Annotated in this window: 16 protein-coding genes; 15 read left to right on the forward strand and 1 reads right to left on the reverse strand. The window is 37.2% G+C overall.

The genetic code is table 11. The features are described 5' to 3' along the window. Positions 1 to 201 precede the first annotated feature (201 nt). Positions 202 to 1,644 carry a helix-turn-helix domain-containing protein gene (locus tag B2R82_RS22650; RefSeq protein WP_286927215.1) on the reverse strand — a complete coding sequence of 481 codons (1,443 nt, stop codon included), beginning with the start codon at positions 1,642 to 1,644 and terminating at the stop codon, positions 202 to 204. A 375-nt stretch (positions 1,645 to 2,019) separates the two neighbouring features. Between B2R82_RS22650 and hutH the strand changes: the two genes are divergently transcribed. The 15 genes from hutH (at position 2,020) to B2R82_RS22725 (ending at position 19,097) form a co-directional block, all read left to right on the forward strand. After that, positions 2,020 to 3,534, forward strand: a complete 1,515-nt coding sequence (hutH, locus tag B2R82_RS22655) for a histidine ammonia-lyase (RefSeq protein ID WP_286927216.1) — start codon at positions 2,020 to 2,022, stop codon at positions 3,532 to 3,534. An 18-nt stretch (positions 3,535 to 3,552) separates the two neighbouring features. Further along, positions 3,553 to 5,226 (forward strand): urocanate hydratase, encoded by a 1,674-nt coding sequence (hutU, locus tag B2R82_RS22660; protein ID WP_376781238.1) that lies wholly within the window; start codon positions 3,553 to 3,555, stop codon positions 5,224 to 5,226. Beyond that, positions 5,223 to 6,494, forward strand: coding sequence for an imidazolonepropionase (gene hutI / locus B2R82_RS22665; RefSeq protein ID WP_286927218.1), 1,272 nt, complete (start codon positions 5,223 to 5,225; stop codon positions 6,492 to 6,494). Before hutU ends, hutI begins: the two co-directional genes overlap by 4 nt. A 196-nt stretch (positions 6,495 to 6,690) precedes the next feature. Continuing rightward, entirely contained in the window at positions 6,691 to 7,407 is a 717-nt protein-coding gene (locus tag B2R82_RS22670) for a GntR family transcriptional regulator (RefSeq protein ID WP_286927219.1), read from the forward strand. Between the two features lie 149 nt (positions 7,408 to 7,556). Beyond that, entirely contained in the window at positions 7,557 to 8,333 is a 777-nt protein-coding gene (locus tag B2R82_RS22675) for a transporter substrate-binding domain-containing protein (protein ID WP_286927220.1), read from the forward strand. Positions 8,334 to 8,362: 29 nt separating this feature from the next. Further along, complete coding sequence (locus B2R82_RS22680) at positions 8,363 to 9,019, forward strand: amino acid ABC transporter permease (RefSeq protein ID WP_286927221.1); 657 nt, start codon at positions 8,363 to 8,365, stop codon at positions 9,017 to 9,019. Next, positions 9,016 to 9,738 (forward strand): amino acid ABC transporter ATP-binding protein, encoded by a 723-nt coding sequence (locus B2R82_RS22685; protein ID WP_286927222.1) that lies wholly within the window; start codon positions 9,016 to 9,018, stop codon positions 9,736 to 9,738. Before B2R82_RS22680 ends, B2R82_RS22685 begins: the two co-directional genes overlap by 4 nt. 108 nt (positions 9,739 to 9,846) lie before the next feature. Next, positions 9,847 to 10,833, forward strand: a complete 987-nt coding sequence (locus tag B2R82_RS22690; protein WP_286927223.1) for a hydroxyacid dehydrogenase — start codon at positions 9,847 to 9,849, stop codon at positions 10,831 to 10,833. A gap of 21 nt (positions 10,834 to 10,854) precedes the next feature. Beyond that, on the forward strand, positions 10,855 to 11,742 hold the full coding sequence (gene dapA, locus B2R82_RS22695) for a 4-hydroxy-tetrahydrodipicolinate synthase (RefSeq protein WP_286927224.1): 888 nt from the start codon (positions 10,855 to 10,857) through the stop codon (positions 11,740 to 11,742). 57 nt (positions 11,743 to 11,799) lie between these two features. Beyond that, a complete protein-coding gene (gene pruA / locus B2R82_RS22700) occupies positions 11,800 to 13,347 on the forward strand; it encodes an L-glutamate gamma-semialdehyde dehydrogenase (RefSeq protein WP_286927225.1) in 1,548 nt (515 codons plus the stop codon). A gap of 181 nt (positions 13,348 to 13,528) precedes the next feature. Then, entirely contained in the window at positions 13,529 to 14,329 is an 801-nt protein-coding gene (locus B2R82_RS22705) for an NUDIX domain-containing protein (protein ID WP_286927226.1), read from the forward strand. An 81-nt stretch (positions 14,330 to 14,410) separates the two neighbouring features. Continuing rightward, the gene (locus B2R82_RS22710; RefSeq protein ID WP_286927227.1) at positions 14,411 to 14,965 is read left to right on the forward strand and encodes a cysteine hydrolase family protein; all 555 of its coding nucleotides are present in this window, start codon (positions 14,411 to 14,413) and stop codon (positions 14,963 to 14,965) included. Between the two features lie 23 nt (positions 14,966 to 14,988). Further along, positions 14,989 to 16,455 carry a nicotinate phosphoribosyltransferase gene (locus B2R82_RS22715; RefSeq protein WP_286927228.1) on the forward strand — a complete coding sequence of 489 codons (1,467 nt, stop codon included), beginning with the start codon at positions 14,989 to 14,991 and terminating at the stop codon, positions 16,453 to 16,455. Between the two features lie 22 nt (positions 16,456 to 16,477). Continuing rightward, positions 16,478 to 17,092, forward strand: coding sequence for a nicotinate (nicotinamide) nucleotide adenylyltransferase (gene nadD, locus B2R82_RS22720; protein ID WP_286927229.1), 615 nt, complete (start codon positions 16,478 to 16,480; stop codon positions 17,090 to 17,092). A gap of 151 nt (positions 17,093 to 17,243) precedes the next feature. Beyond that, positions 17,244 to 19,097: an SLC13 family permease gene (locus B2R82_RS22725; protein WP_286927230.1), complete on the forward strand. Its 1,854-nt coding sequence runs from the start codon at positions 17,244 to 17,246 to the stop codon at positions 19,095 to 19,097. Positions 19,098 to 19,458: the final 361 nt, after the last annotated feature.

The following is a 19,458-nucleotide window of genomic DNA, read 5'->3' on the forward strand; positions in this document are numbered from 1 at the left end:
AATGCTTTTTCATTGATTTTTTTCTCTATTATGCACATTTAAAGTAGCCTGCAATCTAAAATTGCCCAATAAACACACTTTATTGAAATATCAATCCTGAATTTTAGTGATGATATCAAAATGCTTGTATACGATATAGATGAAATAAATCACGGTTTTCTTTGTCAGAATTGAAAATAGAGCAAGCTAAATGAAAATTCATTAATAGGATTTCCGATAGCGATTGGGTGTCATGCCTATCTGCTGCTTAAATATTTTTATGAAATAATTGGAATCTTCAAATCCGTTTAAATGGGCAATTTCGCTAATGGCAAAATCTGTGTCCACAAGCATTTTCATGGCACTATGAATTCGAGCCTGCTGTAGGTAGCGTTTAAAGGGCAAGCCTTGCTTCTTTGAAAAAATTGTACTTAAATAATTGGGGCTAATTCCTAATTTATGGGCTACAAAGGGTAAAGATAACCGACTATCCTGAAATTGTTGATCGATAATTTCTATTGCTAGCTCTACATAATCGGCCCTTTTCTCCATTCGTGCCTCACGAGCCAGTTCAATAAGTCTTTGTGTAAATAAAATGATGCCGTTTAGTATGGTATAAAAAATAGGATGTTCGATAATTAAATGAAAAAGCTGTCTGTAGTTTTGCTCAATAGCAGCTTTCTCATGCAATTTATACTTCAGCATGAATCGGCGAATTTGCGCTAGGACACTAGTTAGATGAATACGTAAGTCATCTTGCTCATAATAAATTCCTTCATTGGATAGTCGATATAAAAATGTTTTAACGGCTTCAAGATTGCCTTCTTCTAAACTACTGATTAGTAATTGCTGTTCCTCTGGTGTTAACAAAGGATCAAATGGCTGTGCTTCAAATTGTTTACTTGCATAAAAAATGTGCCCGAATCCTTCGTAAAAGCTTTGATGAAGGGCACGCTTTGTGAAGATATACATATTCTTAAGAGTTGTAGGTTCCCCATCATATATCCCAATATTTAAAGAGCTATTGCTTGTTAAACGCCATTCCTTTATCAGCGTACGAACATCCTTTTCCACGATCTTTCTATCATTTGTTAGGAATAAGCAGACGATACTATCAGATAATGGGTAGACTTGCATATGATAGTGAATTGCTGTTTGCTGTAGCCAATTAAATAGCTTGTTTAATGTTTCTGAATGCTCAGGCTCAATCATTGTAAAATGCCTGGCTGTCTCTATGGAGCTAGGCTTACTATCTATAAATAATTGATAATAAAAGGATTCGTCTGTCGCCCTCTCAACAGCATTGTTGATCTGGGGTACACGAAGAGAGATAGTCGTAAGCTTTTGTTTTAATACTTCTAAATCAATGGGTTTTACAAAAAGATGCTGTACCTGTAAATCAATAGCTTTTAACGCATTTTTAAATAAGGGCTCTGTGGTCATTGCTAAAATAGCCCCAGAATATTTTTGGAAAACATGATTTAGAGCAGTTAAACGATTATTTGGGAATAAATCAATATTCAATAAGATTGCATCAGGCTCGAATTGCTGAATGCTTTGAGGTGCCTCAGACATACTCGTGCACATTTCAATCGTTACATCTCCAGGAAAATACGTATGTAAAAACCAGCGAATACCAGAAAGCTCTGCAGGGTCTCGATCCATTAATAATAGCCTCATCACAACCAACCTTTCTTAAAATAATCTCATTTCGTAAAAAAGTACGATTATATTCATAAAAATAACATAAAAATCAGAAAAAAATCATGTTTCTTGCATTAAAATTCTCTATTTTCTGAAAAAAGTAGTTAGTACAATGTAAATAGAGTAATCCATCTTTGAGGAAATGGATTTAACCTCTTTCAGCAAATGTTTTTGTTTCGAAAGCGTAGCGGCAGATACAAACGTCTCCCACTTCTAAAGGTGGTGAGATCAATGAGAATTTAAACTACTTTTCAGCGGATATCAGGGACGCAATTATGCCGAGGCATAATTGATAAAAATTTTTACACAGCCATAAAGGGAATAGGGGGATGTCATATGAAGTCAGTCATCGAGCTTGATGGCAATACATTAACTAGAAAGCAAATAGAGAAAATTGTTAAAGGTGACGCAACGGTAACGCTATCTATAGAAAGTGTGGAGCGAATCCGTTTAAGTAGAGAGCGTATTGAAAAACGTTTAGCTGAAGGGCAAACGATTTATGGTGTAAATACAGGATTTGGGAAATTGAGTAATATAAAAATTGAAGAGGAAGATATTGAGCTTTTACAGCTAAATCTATTGCGCTCAGATGCAACAGGTGTAGGTACACCGTTTCCGACAGATGTTGTACGTGCAATGATGGTTTTGCGTGCCAATGCCTTAGCACGTGGTTTTTCGGGTATTCGTCAGGAAACAGTCCAGCTATTAGTGGATTTTATTAATAAGGGTGTGCATCCAATTGTACCGTCTCAGGGTTCTGTAGGAGCTAGTGGAGATTTAGCACCATTATCTCATCTAGCTTTAGTGCTTGTAGGTGAGGGAAAGGCTGAATTTAATGGAGAAGTGTTGAGTGGTAGTAAGGCATTAGAAAAAGCGGGATTAACACCTGTTCGACTACAAGCGAAAGAAGGGCTAGCGCTTGTGAATGGTACTCAAGCAATGACAGGTATTGGTGTGTTAACTGTTAATGAAGCTGAGCGCATAGGGCTAGCAGCGGATATGGCAGCAAGTTTAACACTTGAGGCCTTAAAGGGGATTACATCAGCGTTCGATCCAGCGCTTTTAGCAGTAAGACCACATCCAGAGTTAGAGCTGGTAGGTGGAAGAATACGTAAGTGGTTAGATGGAAGTAAACGGGTAACGAAGCAGGGAGAGATACGTATGCAGGATGCCTATTCATTGCGCTGTATCCCACAGGTACATGGTGCATCTTGGCAATCATTCTTCTATGCCCAGGATCGTGTACAAACAGAAATGAATGCAACGACTGATAATCCGATTGTATTAGAGAATGGAGAGGTACTATCAGGGGGACATTTCCATGGTCAACCAATTGCCTTAGCTATGGACTTCTTAAAAATTGGTGTGTGTGAGTGGGCCAATATTTCTGAACGCCGAACAGAACGTATGGTAAATCCTCAATTGAATGAAGGCCTGCCACCATTTTTAGCGACAAACCCTGGTATTGAGTGTGGTTTAATGATTGCTCAATATACAGCGGCTTCGATTGTATCTGAAAATAAAGTATTGGCACACCCTTCAAGTGTGGATTCTATTCCAACGTCTGGTAACCAAGAGGATCATGTAAGCATGGGAACAACGTCAGCTCGTCAAGTTCGACAAATTGTCCATAATGCTGCTCGAGTAATTGCAATAGAAATGATTTGTGCGTCACAGGCTATTCATTTAGATCAAGCAGAGGAGCAATTATCTCCAACAACCCGAAAGTACTTAGAAAAAGTGCGTGAATTTTGTCCACCGCTACTAGCGGATCAACCAATTGGTGATGAAATTGAGGCGTTAGCGAAATATTTATTAGATAGCGATGATTTAGTGGAATTATCTAAATAAAATCTGAGAGGATGGTTCGTGATGAAAACAACAACAAATATTCGTGCACCACGGGGAACGACTTTATCGTGTAAAGGCTGGACACAAGAAGCGGCAATGCGTATGCTAATGAACAATCTTGATCCAGAGGTAGCAGAGAATCCGGATGAATTGATTGTTTATGGTGGGATTGGGAAGGCTGCTCGCAATTGGGAAAGCTATGAACAAATTATTGCTTCTTTAAAAGAATTAGAGAATGATGAAACACTTCTGATTCAATCTGGGAAGCCGGTAGCTGTGTTCCGTACACATGAGCATTCTCCACGTGTGTTAATTGCCAATTCAAATCTAGTACCTGCTTGGGCAAATTGGGATCATTTTTATGAATTAGAAGATAGAGATTTGATGATGTATGGTCAAATGACTGCGGGTAGCTGGATTTATATTGGTGCCCAAGGAATTCTGCAAGGCACTTATTTATCATTTGTAGAAGCAGGGAAAAAAGTATTTGGCACTGCGGATTTACGTGGTAAGTTCATCCTTACAGGTGGTATGGGTGGTATGAGTGGTGCACAGCCTTTAGCTGGAAAAATGGCAGGCGCTGTTATTCTAGTTGTAGAAGTAGAACGTGCCCGCATTGAACGTAAAATTAAAGAAGGTTATTGTGATTACATCGTGGACACTGTGGACGAAGCGATTGCATTAGTCAATAAATTACGTGACCAAAAGGAGCCAGCTTCGATTGGCCTTGTTGGTAACTGTGCAGACATCAATCGTGAACTGTTAGATCGAGGAATTATTCCAGACTTTGTAACAGATCAAACCTCTGCACATGACCCGATTAATGGCTATGTACCGAATGGCATGACATTTGAGGAAGCACTGGAGCTTCGTAAAACAGATGTAAAAACATATGAGCGAAAAGCGAAGGAAACGATGGCAGAGCATGTTCGTACAATGCTAGAGTTTCAGGAGGCTGGTGCAGAAGTATTTGATTATGGCAATAATATTCGAGCGTATGCCAAAGAGATGGGTGTAACAAATGCCTTTGATTTCCCAGGCTTTGTACCAGCGTATATTCGTCCATTATTCTGTGAAGGAAAAGGGCCATTCCGCTGGGCAGCGCTTTCAGGAGACCCAGAGGATATTTATAAAACAGACGCACTTGCAAAAGAGATGTTTGCTGAGGATGAAAGTCTTGTCAATTGGATTAATATGGCTCAAAAAATGGTGAAATGGCAAGGGCTACCGGCACGTATTTGCTGGCTAGGCTATGGGGATCGTCACCGTTTTGCATTAAAAGTAAATGAAATGGTTGCGAATGGTGAATTATCAGCGCCGATTGTCTTTGGTCGCGATCACTTAGATTCTGGATCGGTAGCATCACCAAATCGGGAAACAGAGGGAATGTTGGACGGTTCGGATGCTGTGTCAGATTGGCCGATTTTAAACGCTCTTGTTAATACAGCGAGCGGTGCAAGCTGGGTAAGTGTCCATCATGGTGGTGGAGTAGGAATGGGTTATTCGCAGCATGCAGGTCAAGTGTTAGTAGCAGATGGAACAGAGCTCGCTGCAGAGAAAATTGCACGTGTGTTAATCTCCGATCCAGGGCTAGGTGTTGCCCGTCATGCGGATGCAGGTTATGATATAGCGATTCGAACAGCGAAAAACAAAGGTGTGCATATACCAATGTTAAAGGATGATGTGAAGTGACCATTTTAATTAAACATGCCAATGAAGTCATTACATTAAAAAGTAATGCCAAAGGACCGCGCACAAGGGAAAAGATGCGAGAAATTGCGGTTATTGAAAATGGTAGTGTTCTTATTGAGGAAGACCGTATTATAGCTGTTGGAGCTTTTGAACAGCTGGCAGTAGATTTTCCTAATTTAGTCAAGAAAGCAGAAACTATTGATGCCTCTGGTAAGATTGTGATGCCAGGCTTGGTGGATTGTCATACACATTTAGTACATGGTGGGACACGCGAGCAAGAGTTTAATATGCGACTCAATGGTTCTACCTACATGGATATTATGAATGCAGGTGGCGGGATTCACGCAACAACAAAGCGTACACGAGAAACTAGCTTTGAAGATTTATATGCCAAGTCGATGCAGCACTTAAATGTATTTTTAAAGCATGGTGTGACAACAGTTGAAGCCAAATCAGGCTATGGCTTGGACTGGGAAACGGAAAAAAAACAGCTAGAGGTAGCAAAAAAATTACAAGCAACTCATGATGTTGATGTCGTTAGTACTTTTATGGGAGCACATGCAGTACCGCGAGACTATAAGGGACGTGAGGATGAATTCGTTGATATTGTGGTTCATGACATGCTACCAAAAGTAGCGGAGCTAAACCTAGCTGAATTTAATGATGTATTTTGTGAAAAAGGTGTCTTTACACCAGCGCAATCACAGCGTATTTTAGAGGCTGGAAAAGCACTAGGGTTAACGCCAAAAATTCATGCTGATGAAATTGAGCCGTATAAGGGAGCAGAGCTTGCTGCAAAGGTAGGAGCAATTTCAGCCGAGCATTTGTTGGTTGCCTCTGATGACGGTATTCAACGAATGGCTGAAGCGGGTACGATTGCTGTATTGTTGCCTGGAACTGCATTCTTCTTACGTGCACCATTTGCAAGAGGGCGTCTAATGATCGATAAAGGGGTACCTGTAGCGATATCTACTGATTTTAATCCTGGATCATCACCAACATTGAGTCTACCATTTATTATGAATTTAGCTTGTATGCATATGGGAATGACGCTGGAGGAAGTTCTAACAGCGACAACGATTAATGCCGCATATGCACTTAATCGAGGCGAACAAATTGGTTCACTTGAAGCAGAAAAACAAGCTGATGTTGTTATTTTGGATGTTGCCAACTACAAACAACTTCAATATTTCTATGGTATGAACCATACAAATACTGTTATTAAAAATGGGCGTATTGTTGTGCGAGATGGTATTCTTTCAAATTAACTTTTTTATAAATAAGATAATATATTAATCCCTTCAGTTTTCTAATGAGGGGATTTTTTTATGATTATAATTAAACTATAATAATTTACTATACCATGTTCCGAATACTAAGTACTTTTTAAATATACTTAGTATTATAAGTATTTGTAAAAATAATGAATTATAGGGTATTATATTCTAAAAGGAAAAGGGGTAGATGACTATTCAAACGAAACCAGCATATCAAAAAATTTATGACACAATTAAGCAAGAAATAGCAGAGGGCAAATATCTTGTTGGTGATATTTTACCTTCGGAGGCAGAGCTAGAAAAGATATTCAAGGTAAGCCGTACGCCAGTAAGAAATGCGCTGAAGCAGCTTGAAAATGACAAAATAATTCATAGAGTGCAAGGGAAGGGATCTTTTGTCAGCAACCAACAACCAAAACAAACTTGGACAAGTATGTCAGGCTTTAGAAACCATTATTCAAACGATTGGGAAAAAATCTCTGTTCGAACAATCGAGATTAAAGAGGTGGTTAATCCACACTTTGCAAAGCTATTAAAATTAGAAGAGGATACAGAAATCATTTATTTAAAAAGAATTCGATATTTAAACAATCAACCAATGTTTTTCTTAGAGCACTATATCCGACCTGTAATATCCTCAGAGGTTTATCAAAAAAATACAGCGATTTCTTCTGTGCAGCAACTATTAAAAGAGCAATCAAATATCAATATTGTTGAGGTAGAGGATGAAATAGAGGCGGTTATTGCAACTCCTTATATTGCAGGTGCATTGCAAATACCCGACACAACTGCGGTGTTAAAAGGGACGAGAATATCTTATGCAGAAAATAAGGTTCCTATGGATTTAAATGTTTTCTATATAAATACGGATAATTGGAAGTACTATTCTTATTTCAGATATTAATAAGCATCCCGTTTTCCTATTGATAAAATAAGAATTTTTATAATACTTAGTATCATAAGTTGTTGACATCCTTAGTGCTATAATTTATTATTTAATTATTCGCTATTATCAGAATTAACAAAATAAATGCGAGCAAAGGGGATGAAGTAATGTATAAGATGAAAAGGTTGTTATTTTTATTGGGGACTATTGGGGTGTTGTCCATAATTCTCGTGGGGTGTAGCAATAGCAACTCTGATGTGGGTGCCAGTGGTGGAGAGAAAGTGAGTGTAGCTGCTTTAAATAACTATCCACCTCTTATTTTTAAACAGGATGGTAAATTAACTGGCTTTGAATATGATTTATTGCAAGCGATTGCAGAAGAAGAAAATTTAGAGCTGGAATTTAAAGAGATGAAATTTGATGGTTTTATTCCAGGCTTACAATCTAATCAGGTAGATATCGCTTCCTCGCTATTAATACGTGAAGAACGCAAGGAAGTTGTGGATTTCTCAGATATCTTCTTAAATTCTGGTTTAGTGCTTGCTGTAGCAAATAATAGTTCCATCCAATCCTTTGAGGATTTAAAAGGAAAAACAATTGTTGCTACACAAGGTTCTACAACATTTGAAAAGGCAAAGGAATTAGCAGATCAATATGGTGGAAAAGCGAAGCCTCTAAAAGAAACAGATGCGCTGTATTTAGATGTAGAAAATGGAAATGCAGATGCGCTTGTGCTTAACTCTCCTACAGTTGAGTATCGTTTAGCGGTAGATGGTGACAATGTGAAGTTCCGAATTGTGGGAGAGCATATGACAGTCGATGAACATGCTTTTGCTGTTAAAAAAGGGAACAAAGAATTAGCAGATAAGATTAATGCTGGTTTAAAAACAGTTAAGGAAAATGGGGAATACAATAAAATCCATGAAAAATGGTTTGGTAAATAAACATAGTTAATGTGAAGTGAGGTGTTTTTATGGAAACAACATTCAAAGTTATGACAGATGCACTGCCTTATCTTCTGCAAGGGTTATATATGACGCTATTAATATCTATTTTATCAATAATTTTCTCACTTATAATTGGGCTAATTGCGTGTTTTATGAGGATGTCAAAGTATGCAATTTTACGATATCCTGCAGCAATCTATGTTAATCTTATTCGCGGAACACCAATACTAATTCAAATATTATTTATTTACTTTGGTGCACCAACAGCTTTGGATATACATCTTTCGGCTTTTACAGCAGGACTGATTGCCATAAGCTTTAATATTGGAGCTTATAATACAGAGATTTTCCGTGGAGGAATCGAATCAATTGGTAAGGGGCAAATGGAAGCAGGAAGATCCTTAGGTTTCTCTTATGCTCAAACTATGGCTTTAATCATTTTACCACAGGCAGTACGACGTATGATTCCGTCATTTGTGAACCAATTAACGCATGCAATTAAGGATACATCGATGCTGTCAGTTATCGGAATAGCTGAATTAACAATGGTCGGACAATCCATCTATGCGATGAATTTTAGATCCTTTGAAATCTTAACAATGGTAGGATTATTCTACTTTATCACCATTTATACTGTTTCCCTTATTTCTACTAAGATGGAACGGAGGTTTGTTATTACATGATAAAGGTTAATAATCTTTCTAAATCCTTTGGAGATTTACAAGTTTTAAAAGGTATTAGCACAGAGATTGTAGCTAAAGAGGTTGTTTGTATTATAGGTTCATCTGGTTCAGGTAAAAGTACCTTTTTAAGATGCTTGAACCTTTTAGAAGAACCGAGTGGTGGCGAAATTATTATAGAAGGCGAAAATATTTTAGATAAGACCGTTGATATTAATAAGCTTCGTCAAAAAATGGGAATGGTTTTCCAACAATTTAATCTGTTTCCACAAAAAACAGTTATTGAAAATATTACATTAGCACCAATAAGACTCAAAAAGAAAACAAAAGAAGAAGCTGAAAAACAAGCGATGGAGCTACTAAAAAAAGTAGGATTAGCGGAGAAGGCTACTGCTTATCCTACTAATTTATCGGGCGGACAACAACAGCGTGTAGCCATTGCAAGAGCCTTAGCAATGGAGCCACATGTAATGTTATTTGATGAACCAACATCTGCACTGGACCCTGAAATGGTTGGAGAGGTTTTACGGGTTATGAAACAATTAGCACAGGAAGGGATGACAATGGTCATTGTCACGCATGAAATGGGATTTGCCCGTGAAGTGGCTGATCGAGTTATTTATATTGATGGTGGTCATATAGTAGAAGAAGGAGATCCAAGAGATATATTCACAAACCCATCTCATGAAAGAACAAAATCATTTTTGTCAAAAGTATTATAAAAACTAATGGAGTCTTTCTGTCACTAAACAAAGACTCCTAATAACAAAATTTTTTACATCAACTTAGTATACTAAGTATTATAACTATATTTTCGAAGGAGAAATTATATGACAAAAACAGTTCTATTAATTGAACCAACGATCCGACCGAATGGTGTTGAGTACTTAACCAATCATTTTAATGTAGTGTTGGCACCGAATGGTTCAGAGGAGACCATTATAGCCTATATAAACAAACACCAGGCCCGTGCAGTCATTGTAAGAACAGAAAAAATTACAAGAAATATTTTAGAAAGTTGCCCCTCCCTTGAAGTCGTAGGAATGCATGGAGTCGGGCTAGATAATATAGATGTTCCAAGCGCAACAGAAAATAGCGTAGTCGTGTTGAATGCCCCATCTAGTAACTATACTTCTGTAGCGGAGCATGCAATGATGTCCATTTTAGCTTTAAGTAGAAGCTTAAATATTAGTGATTCTAAAGTTAGAAACAATGAATGGCATTATAGAGAATCGTATTTTCCTATGGAGGTGAACGGGAAGACGCTCTTAATCGTAGGAATGGGAAGAGTTGGACAGGATTTAGCTAAAAAAGCAAGGGCATTTAATATGAATGTTTTAGGATTTGACCCATTTGTTTCAGAATCAGAAATGCAGCTACATGGTGTTGTTAAAATCGATGACTTAAATATGTGTCTTCCAATATGTGATTTTATCTCTTTACATGCACCATTAACGAAAAGCACCTATCATTTATTTTCTGCTAAGCAATTTGAGTTAATGAAAGATTCAGCATTTGTTATTAATTTAGGGAGAGGCTCATTGATAAATGAACAAGCACTATATAGCGCGCTAGTTACAAAAAAAATAGCTGGTGCAGCGTTAGATGTATTAGAGCAAGAGCCCCCAAATAGTGATAACCCTCTTTTTACATTGGAGAATGTAATTTTCACACCGCATTTTGGTGGTGATACATTAGAGGCAAAAGATAGATGCTCTGAATCAATAACACACGAAGTTGGTGTTGTGTTAAATGGGAAAATATCGAGAAATGTAGTAAATCCACAAGTATTAGGCAATGCAAAGGCTTATAAATAACATTTAAAGGAGATTATTAAAATGAAATTTAATGGAATTATGACTGCATTAGTCACACCTTTACACCTTGATGGGTCTGTTGATAAACAAAGCTTCGCAAATCTAATAGAGGATCAACTAAATAATCATATTCATTCTTTGCTTGTATTAGGTGGAACAGGAGAATATGCTGCACTTAATATGGAGCAACGAAAAATTGCTATTGATGTTGCATTAAGTACTGTCAATGGTCGTGTGCCAGTAGTAGTAGGCTTGCTTTCTCCAGGATTAGGCGACAATGTAGAATTAGGTAGCTATGCAAAACAAGCTGGTGCTGACGCTGTAATGATTGTGACACCATATTATGTAAGTCCAACAAAACAAGGATTTATCGAATACTATGAAGCGATTGATAAATGTTTAGAGATGCCAATTATCCTCTATAACATTCCTTATAAAACAGGCATTCATTTGGCGAATGATACAGTAAAAGAGATTGTTGAAAATGTGCCAAATGTAGTTGGAATGAAAGTTTGCTCAGATAATATAGGTGATGTCCTTGAGCTACTTCAATTTGTTGGTGATAAAATTTCCGTTCTTTGTGGAGAGGACTTCAGAGCGGTGTCCTCATTTATTGCAGGAGCGCCAGGGGCTATAACAGCTAGCTCAAATATTATTCCTGAAGTATGGGTGAAGATTTATGACTTAGTTCAAGAAAAAAACTATGACGAGGCAATAGAACTGCATAAAAAATATTTCCCATTAATGAAGACGCTATATAAAGAAGGAAACCCAGGACCTTTAAAAGCCGCATTAAATTTAGTTGGTATACCTGTTGGTTCAGTTTCAGTGCCATTAGTAGATGCTTCATCTACTGTTGAAGCAGAGCTTAAAAATAAATTAACAGAGCTGGTTGTACCAGTAAGATAAGGATAACAATTTTTACGAGCTCAATATGTTGAGTGGATAATAATATTGGAGGTATATATGGTAGTAGCATATAAGCATGAGCCGTTTACTGATTTTAGTGTTGAAGCTAATCGATTAGAGTATTTGAATGCTTTACAAGCTGTAGAAGGGTACTTAGGGCAAGATTACGATTTAGTAATTGGTGGAGAGCGAATAACTACAGAGGATAAGATTGTTTCCTACAATCCTTCTAATAAAAGAGAAGTGATAGGACATGTATCGAAGGCAAACAAAGAGCTAGCCGAAAAAGCTATGCAAGCGGCTGTTCAAGCATTTAAAACGTGGAAAAAAGTGAAACCTGTGTCTCGCGCAGATGTTTTATTTAAGGCTGCGGCAATTATTCGTCGTCGAAAGCATGAATTTTCAGCATTGTTAACAAAGGAAGCGGGTAAGCCATGGAAGGAGGCAGATGCAGATACAGCAGAAGCCATTGATTTCTTGGAGTATTATGGTCGTCAAATGCTTTTAATTAAAGACGGCTCACCTGTTCAAAGTCGTCCAAATGAATTTAATCGTTATGACTATATTCCATTAGGGGTAGGTATTATTATCTCTCCATGGAACTTTCCATTTGCGATAATGGCTGGAACAACAGTAGCGGCAATTGTGACAGGTAATACAGTATTATTAAAGCCAGCTTCCACTACTCCAGTGATTGCTGCAAAATTTGTTGAAGTAATGGAGGAAGCAGGTCTTCCTAAAGGTGTTCTTAATTTTGTGCCAGGAAATGGCTCAGAAGTGGGAGATTATCTGGTCGATCATAAAGACACACGATTTATCAGCTTTACAGGTTCGCGCGATGTTGGTCTCCGTATTTTTGAACGTGCTTCGAAAGTTCGTAACGGGCAAATTTGGATAAAGCGTGTGATTGCAGAAATGGGTGGAAAGGACACAATTGTTGTTGATAAAGAAGCAGACCTAGAATTAGCAGCGACTTCGATAGTATCCTCCGCGTTTGGCTTCTCTGGTCAAAAATGTTCTGCATGTTCTCGTGCAGTTATTGTAGAAGATGTTTATGATCAAGTTCTTGAACGTGTGGTAGCCTTAACCAATGAATTGACTCAAGGTGATCCAAGGGACTATACAAACTACATGGCAACTGTAATTGATCAGAATGCCTATAATAAAATTATGGATTATATTGAGATTGGTAAGCAGGAAGGAAGGCTATTGACAGGTGGAAAAGGGGACGATTCTATCGGTTACTTTATTCAGCCAACTGTATTTGCTGACCTTTCTCCAGAGGCAAGGATTATGAAGGAAGAAATTTTTGGACCAGTAGTCGGCTTTATGAAGGCTAGAGATTTTGATCATGCAATTAAAATCGCTAACAATACAGAATATGGTTTAACGGGTGCAGTGATTACAAATAACCGTGGACATATAGAAAAGGCTCGTGAAGAATTCCATGTCGGAAACCTTTACTTCAACCGTGGTTGTACAGGCGCTATTGTTGGTTATCAACCGTTTGGTGGATTTAATATGTCTGGAACAGACTCCAAAGCAGGTGGGCCAGATTATTTACTTCTTCATATGCAAGCAAAAACAAGCTCAGAAATGCTTTAAGAGCTAGCTTTATAATAACATTGCATAAACCAACCAATTGTCGATAATGCTATAGGCAACTGGTTGGTTAATTATAGTTAAAAAAGAGTTGCATTTATTAGTTTTAACAAGTATTATTTTATTAAATAGTAATTATATAATTACAAATTACTTAAGTTTTTTAAATAAAGGAGTTTTTTCAATGACAAAATTCCAGAGCGAAGAAGACGTGCTTGCAAACTATGATTCCTCAAAATATCAAACACCTGATGGCTATACAGCGGATATTGCTATTTTTACAATTGTCTCAGAAAAAAAAGAAGAAAAAGCACCGCCGAACATGACGCTAAAGATTATGCTCATCAAGCGTGCAGCAAAGGATGCTGAAGGAAATCCCAATATTGAAGGAGGCAAATGGGCACTTCCAGGAGGATTTATAGATGCCAGTCAAAAGGAAACAGCCTATATCGCTGCGAAAAGGGAGTTAAAAGAAGAAACAAATGTAGAGGGTCTACATATACAGCATTTTGGTGTATACGATGGAATTGATCGAGATCCTCGAGGTTGGATGATTTCAAATGCTTTTTATGCCATTGTTCCAGAAACATTTATTGAGCAACGACAGGCAAGTGATGATGCCGCTGAGGTGGAGCTATTTGATATAGAGGAGGTATTTACCCTTCAACTAGCATTTGATCATCGTCAAATTATTATTGATGCTTTGGCATTTATTAAAAGAGATATGATACAAACAACAGTTGCTAAAAATTTTTTACCCCAGGAATTTACTTTGTCTGAATTACAGCGAGTGCTACTGACAGTCGGAGAGGATTCCCGAATTTCAAATGATTCCGTATTCTTTACAAAGGGACCCAAACTACCTTTTATCGAAAGGGTATTAGACGAAGAAGGGGAACCGAAGAAGACAAAACGTAATTCTTTCAGACCTTCACAACTATATAGATTTAATGACTTTGAAATTGTTGAGTCCATTTACCATTAGGAAAGATTCGTCTTTCCTGTTTATTTTAATGAATGTAATTTGTAATTTAAATATTACTAATTAATAAAATGGAGTGATGAAATGATGAAAAGGCGAGCATTAATTAATATTGATTACACAGTGGATTTTGTTGCAACAGATGGAGCTTTAACTTGTGGAGAGCCTGGACAGCTGCTTGAGCAGGCAAATGTTGACTTAACAACAGAATTTATCAGGAGTGGTGAATTTACTGTTTTTGCTATAGATGTTCATGAAGAAGGGGATATCTATCATCCAGAAACAAAGCTATTCCCACCACATAATATTCGAAATACAGAAGGTAGAGATTTATATGGTGCATTAAAACCATTATATGAAGAAAATAAAGAGCAAGATCACGTCTATTATATGGATAAAACGCGTTACTCTGCTTTTGCAGGAACAGATTTAGAATTGAAATTACGTGAAAGAGGGATTACTGAGCTTCATTTAATCGGCGTTTGTACAGATATCTGCGTTCTCCATACAGCAGTAGATGCTTATAATAAAGGGTTCGATATTGTCATTCATAAAAATGCTGTCGCCTCCTTTAATCAAGCAGGACATGAGTGGGCATTAGGACATTTTGAGCACACGCTTGGTGCCACTATTATTTGATAATCAGGGATGGAGGAAAATACATGAAATATGCAGACGATAGCTTCATGTTACACACGGATTTATATCAAATTAATATGGTTCAAACCTATTGGCAAGATGGTGTTCATCAACGTAAAGCTGTGTTTGAGCTATATTTTAGAAAGCTTCCATTTGGTAATGGTTATGCGGTATTTGCTGGCTTAAAAAAAATTACCGATTTTATCAATAACTTTAGATTCTCTCAAAGTGACATTCAATATTTACGAGAAGAGGGGAAGTATCCCGAAGATTTTCTTCAATATCTTCAGGAGCTTAAGTTTACAGGAAGCATTAAAGGGATGAGAGAAGGAGAACTCGTTTTTGCCAATGAGCCTATCCTAAGAATTGAAGCACCATTAGCAGAGGCCCAATTAATTGAAACCCCTTTGTTAAATATCGTGAACTACCAAACACTAATTGCAACAAAGGCTTCACGTATCAAACAAGTGACAGGTGAGGATGTCGTCATGGAGTTCGGCACTCGACGTGCACACGAATTTGATGCTGCTATTTGGGGTACCCGTGCAGCTTATATAGGTGGATTCTCTGCAACAAGTAATGTAAGAGCAGGGAAATTGTTCGGTATTCCCGTGTCAGGAACTCATGCCCATGCGATGATTCAAACCTATCGAGATGAATATACTGCATTTAAAAAATATGCAGCTGCACATAAAGATTGTGTTTTTTTAGTAGATACCTATGATACGTTACATTCAGGCGTTCCAAATGCAATTCGTGTAGCAAAGGAATTAGGAGATCAGATTAATTTTATTGGTATCCGTTTAGACAGTGGCGATTTAGCCTACCTTTCAAAAAGAGCAAGAAAAATGCTAGATGATGCTGGGTTTACAGACGCTAAAATTATGGCCTCGAATGATTTGGACGAATATACAATCATGCATTTAAAATCGCAAGGAGCGCGAATCGATGCTTGGGGAATTGGAACAAAGCTGATTACAGCCTACGATCAAGCTGCTCTAGGTGGAGTATACAAATTAGTTTCTATTGAAAATGAAAGTGAAGAAATGGTCGATACGATTAAAATTTCAGCAAATCCTGAAAAAGTGACTACTCCTGGGTGTAAGCGTGTTTACCGTATTGTTAATAATGAGAATGGTCATGCTGAGGGTGACTATATTGCCCTTGATGAGGAAAACATCCAACAAATAAAAAGATTAAAAATGTTCCACCCTGTTCATACGTATATAAGTAAATTTGTTACGAATTTTACAGCGATAGAGTTACATGAAAGCATTGTAGAAAAAGGGGAAGTTGTGTTTGAGGAACCTACTATTCAAGAAACACAAGCATATGCGAAGCGAAATTTAAAATTGTTATGGTGTGAGTACAAACGAACGATGAACCCAGAAGAATATCCAGTCGATCTAAGTCAAGCTTGCTGGGATAACAAGATGTCCAGCATTCGGGCAATAAAAGAAAAAATTTCGAAAACGATGAATACTAGATAGAAAACGATAGGGGGAAGATACGATGGCAAGGATAGGTATTTATGGTTCATCCTTTGATCCGATTACCAATGTTCATCTTTGGACGGCTAGTACAGTTGCACACCGCTGTAAATTAGATAAGGTTATTTTTTTACCTTGCTCAAACAAACGGAGGGATAAAACGATAAAAACAGAGGATACTCATCGCTGGAATATGCTACAGCTAGCGATTTCCAAGGATGATCGTTTTATTGCGGATTCATATGAAATGAATCAAGAAGGGTGGAATATTTACACATATGACACCATGAAGTATTTTAGAGAAAAGCACCCAGAGGATGAAGTTCATTTTATTATGGGCGCAGATTTACTAGTGGATATTGGTGCGGGATTATGGAAAAAGGGTGACGCATTAGTAGCAGAAAATAAATTTATTGTAATGGCAAGGCATGGAATTGATATGCTATCAACGATTAGTCGTTCTCCGATTTTAAGAAATAATGACGATGGAAGATTCCATCTTATAGATAAGGGATTAGCAATGGAAATTAGTTCTACCTATATTCGTGAAGAATTTGCGATGGGTGGTGAGCCAAGGTATCTCTTGCCAAGTTCGTGTTACGATTATATTAAAGAGCATCATCTTTATCATAAATAAATAAGTGTGGTTAAGTGCCACACTTATTTTAATTTTGAAAAGATGGTGAATTTTATCATATATGTTCTCTCGTAAGCTATAATAAAAATAGCAATGAAATATAATTTTTTTGCTGTCAATCAATATAGTGATTAATGTTAGAAAGGAATTCATGGATGTGCAACTTACATTAACATTTCTTATTTTAGGAGCAACAATTTTCGCATTTGTGACCAATAAAATACGAGCAGATCTTGTAGCGATTGTGTCACTATTGGCTTTTGTCATTACGGATATTTTAACACCAGCGGAGGCATTATCTGGTTTTTCAAACTCTGTAGTTTTAATGATTGCAGGGCTATTTGTCGTGGGTGCAGGAATTTTACGTACCGGTCTTGCAGGGATGGCAGGACAGTTATTGCTCAAATGGTCTGGCAATAGTGAGCTGAAATTATTTGTATTACTGCTCATTATTGTAGGATCAGTTGGTGCCTTTATGAGTAATACAGGTACTGTAGCATTAATGATGCCAATAGTTGTAAGTATAGCGATTAGTATGAAAGTCAGCCCTTCAAAGTTTCTACTACCACTTTCATACGTAGCAAGTCTTTCTGGTCTTATGACACTAATTGCATCACCGACCAATTTAATTGTTAGTCAGTTATTAGTGGATAGAGGCTATAACAAACTTGGCTTTTTTGAAATAACACCTATTGGTATTGTTGGAATGATTGCAGGTATCACTTACTTAGTGCTTGTACGTAATATCCTATTACCTAAGGAACAAAATCGTACTCAGACAAATGAAGGCTATAAACTTTCACCGAAGAAAATCATTAAACAGTATGATTTAAATAATCGTCTATTTAAAATCTCTGTTCCAGAAGGATCTCCTATAATTGAAACATCATTAGCAGAATTAAAACTACCAGCTAAGTATATGCTCTGTATGATGAAAATTCATCGTAAATCACAGGAGGGTATTAATTTACTACCGATGACTTATCAAGAAATGGCAGGACCAACAAGTGTCATTCATGCTAAGGATGAGCTATATGTTCAAGGAGAAGAAGAGGATATCAGCCGTTTCGTTGAAGATTATCATCTTGAGATGCAAGGGTTAGTGGAAGGAGAGGCCGATGAATTGGTATCTAAGCATCTCGGTATTGCAGAGGTATTGCTCACACCAAATTCAAGCTTTATCAATGAAACGGTTAGCTCTCTTGGCTTCAGAGAAAAATATAACCTAAACATTATTGGTATTAATCGAAAAGGTGGATATAAGCTTCAAGATATGATTTCGCACAAGTTAAAATTTGGAGATGCAATTTTAGTACAAGGCGCATGGGATGAAATTCTTTTGTTAGCAAGAGAGACTCAGGATGTCGTTGTTGTCGGCCAACCGAAGGAGCATGCAAGTGTAGCAGCAGCTACAGGTAAAGCTGGTCTTGCGGGTATTATTATGCTATTCATGATTATTTTAATGGCATTCGAAATTTTCCCAGCTGTTATTTCTGTAATGATTGGTGCAGTTCTGATGTTATTAACCGGTTGTTTAAGAAATATGGAAGATGCCTATAGCAATATGAATTTTGAAAGCATTGTGTTAGTGGCTGCAATGCTACCAATGGCGACAGCATTAGAAAAAACAGGTGGTATGGCTATTTTATCTGATGGCATCATCAATGCCCTCGGCGATTTTGGACCCTATGGAGTGCTCATCGGTGTTTATATTTTGACAGCAGTTTTTGGTCAATTTATTAGTAATACGGCAACTGCTGTATTGTTTGCACCTATTGCCATGAGTGCTGCGATTGCAATGGATGTTAGCCCAACAACGTTTATGATAGCAGTAGCAGTAGCGGCAAGTATGGCCTTTGCTACACCGATTGCATCGCCTACCAATGCGCTGGTAATGACAGCGGGAGGCTACAAATTTATGGATTTTGTAAGGATAGGAATTCCATTACAGATTGTTATGTTTATTGTAATGATGATAGCCATTCCGTTCTTTTTCCCATTTTAAAAACTCGGTTTTTATTACCGAGTTTTTTTGTTCGTTCTTCCTTCCTAAAAAAACTATTAATTTTTTATCAAGAAATATGATAAAATTATATTTTAGTTAGCGGTATTATATTAAAATAATCGTGTAAAACCAAAAATAAGTATGTAGTTATTAATATAGGAAGTTTTTCTGCTCTAATAAAAAAGTTAAATTTTTTTCTGCAAAAGTGTTGACCTTTTAAAAAAAGGAGTGTAGTATTATACAAGTCGCCACGGTGACACGCTAAAATAAAGCAAAACATGAACCTTGAAAACTGAACAAGCAAAACGTAATCAATATAGTTTTTAGTAGCTAGCTTTCGCTAGTGAACGAAACAAAAATT

The organism is Lysinibacillus sp. UBA6686 (assembly GCF_002455205.1).
Classification (GTDB): domain Bacteria; phylum Bacillota; class Bacilli; order Bacillales_A; family Planococcaceae; genus Lysinibacillus; species Lysinibacillus pakistanensis.

Coding starts and splice junctions, on each gene's coding strand:
- B2R82_RS22650 (WP_286927215.1), bottom strand. CDS start 1,644: ATGGATCGAGACCCTGCAGAGCTTTCTGGTATTCGCTGGTTTTTACAT.
- hutH (WP_286927216.1), top strand. CDS start 2,020: ATGAAGTCAGTCATCGAGCTTGATGGCAATACATTAACTAGAAAGCAA.
- B2R82_RS22670 (WP_286927219.1), top strand. CDS start 6,691: ATGACTATTCAAACGAAACCAGCATATCAAAAAATTTATGACACAATT.
- B2R82_RS22675 (WP_286927220.1), top strand. CDS start 7,557: ATGTATAAGATGAAAAGGTTGTTATTTTTATTGGGGACTATTGGGGTG.
- B2R82_RS22680 (WP_286927221.1), top strand. CDS start 8,363: ATGGAAACAACATTCAAAGTTATGACAGATGCACTGCCTTATCTTCTG.
- B2R82_RS22685 (WP_286927222.1), top strand. CDS start 9,016: ATGATAAAGGTTAATAATCTTTCTAAATCCTTTGGAGATTTACAAGTT.
- B2R82_RS22690 (WP_286927223.1), top strand. CDS start 9,847: ATGACAAAAACAGTTCTATTAATTGAACCAACGATCCGACCGAATGGT.
- dapA (WP_286927224.1), top strand. CDS start 10,855: ATGAAATTTAATGGAATTATGACTGCATTAGTCACACCTTTACACCTT.
- pruA (WP_286927225.1), top strand. CDS start 11,800: ATGGTAGTAGCATATAAGCATGAGCCGTTTACTGATTTTAGTGTTGAA.
- B2R82_RS22705 (WP_286927226.1), top strand. CDS start 13,529: ATGACAAAATTCCAGAGCGAAGAAGACGTGCTTGCAAACTATGATTCC.
- B2R82_RS22710 (WP_286927227.1), top strand. CDS start 14,411: ATGATGAAAAGGCGAGCATTAATTAATATTGATTACACAGTGGATTTT.
- B2R82_RS22715 (WP_286927228.1), top strand. CDS start 14,989: ATGAAATATGCAGACGATAGCTTCATGTTACACACGGATTTATATCAA.
- nadD (WP_286927229.1), top strand. CDS start 16,478: ATGGCAAGGATAGGTATTTATGGTTCATCCTTTGATCCGATTACCAAT.
- B2R82_RS22725 (WP_286927230.1), top strand. CDS start 17,244: ATGGATGTGCAACTTACATTAACATTTCTTATTTTAGGAGCAACAATT.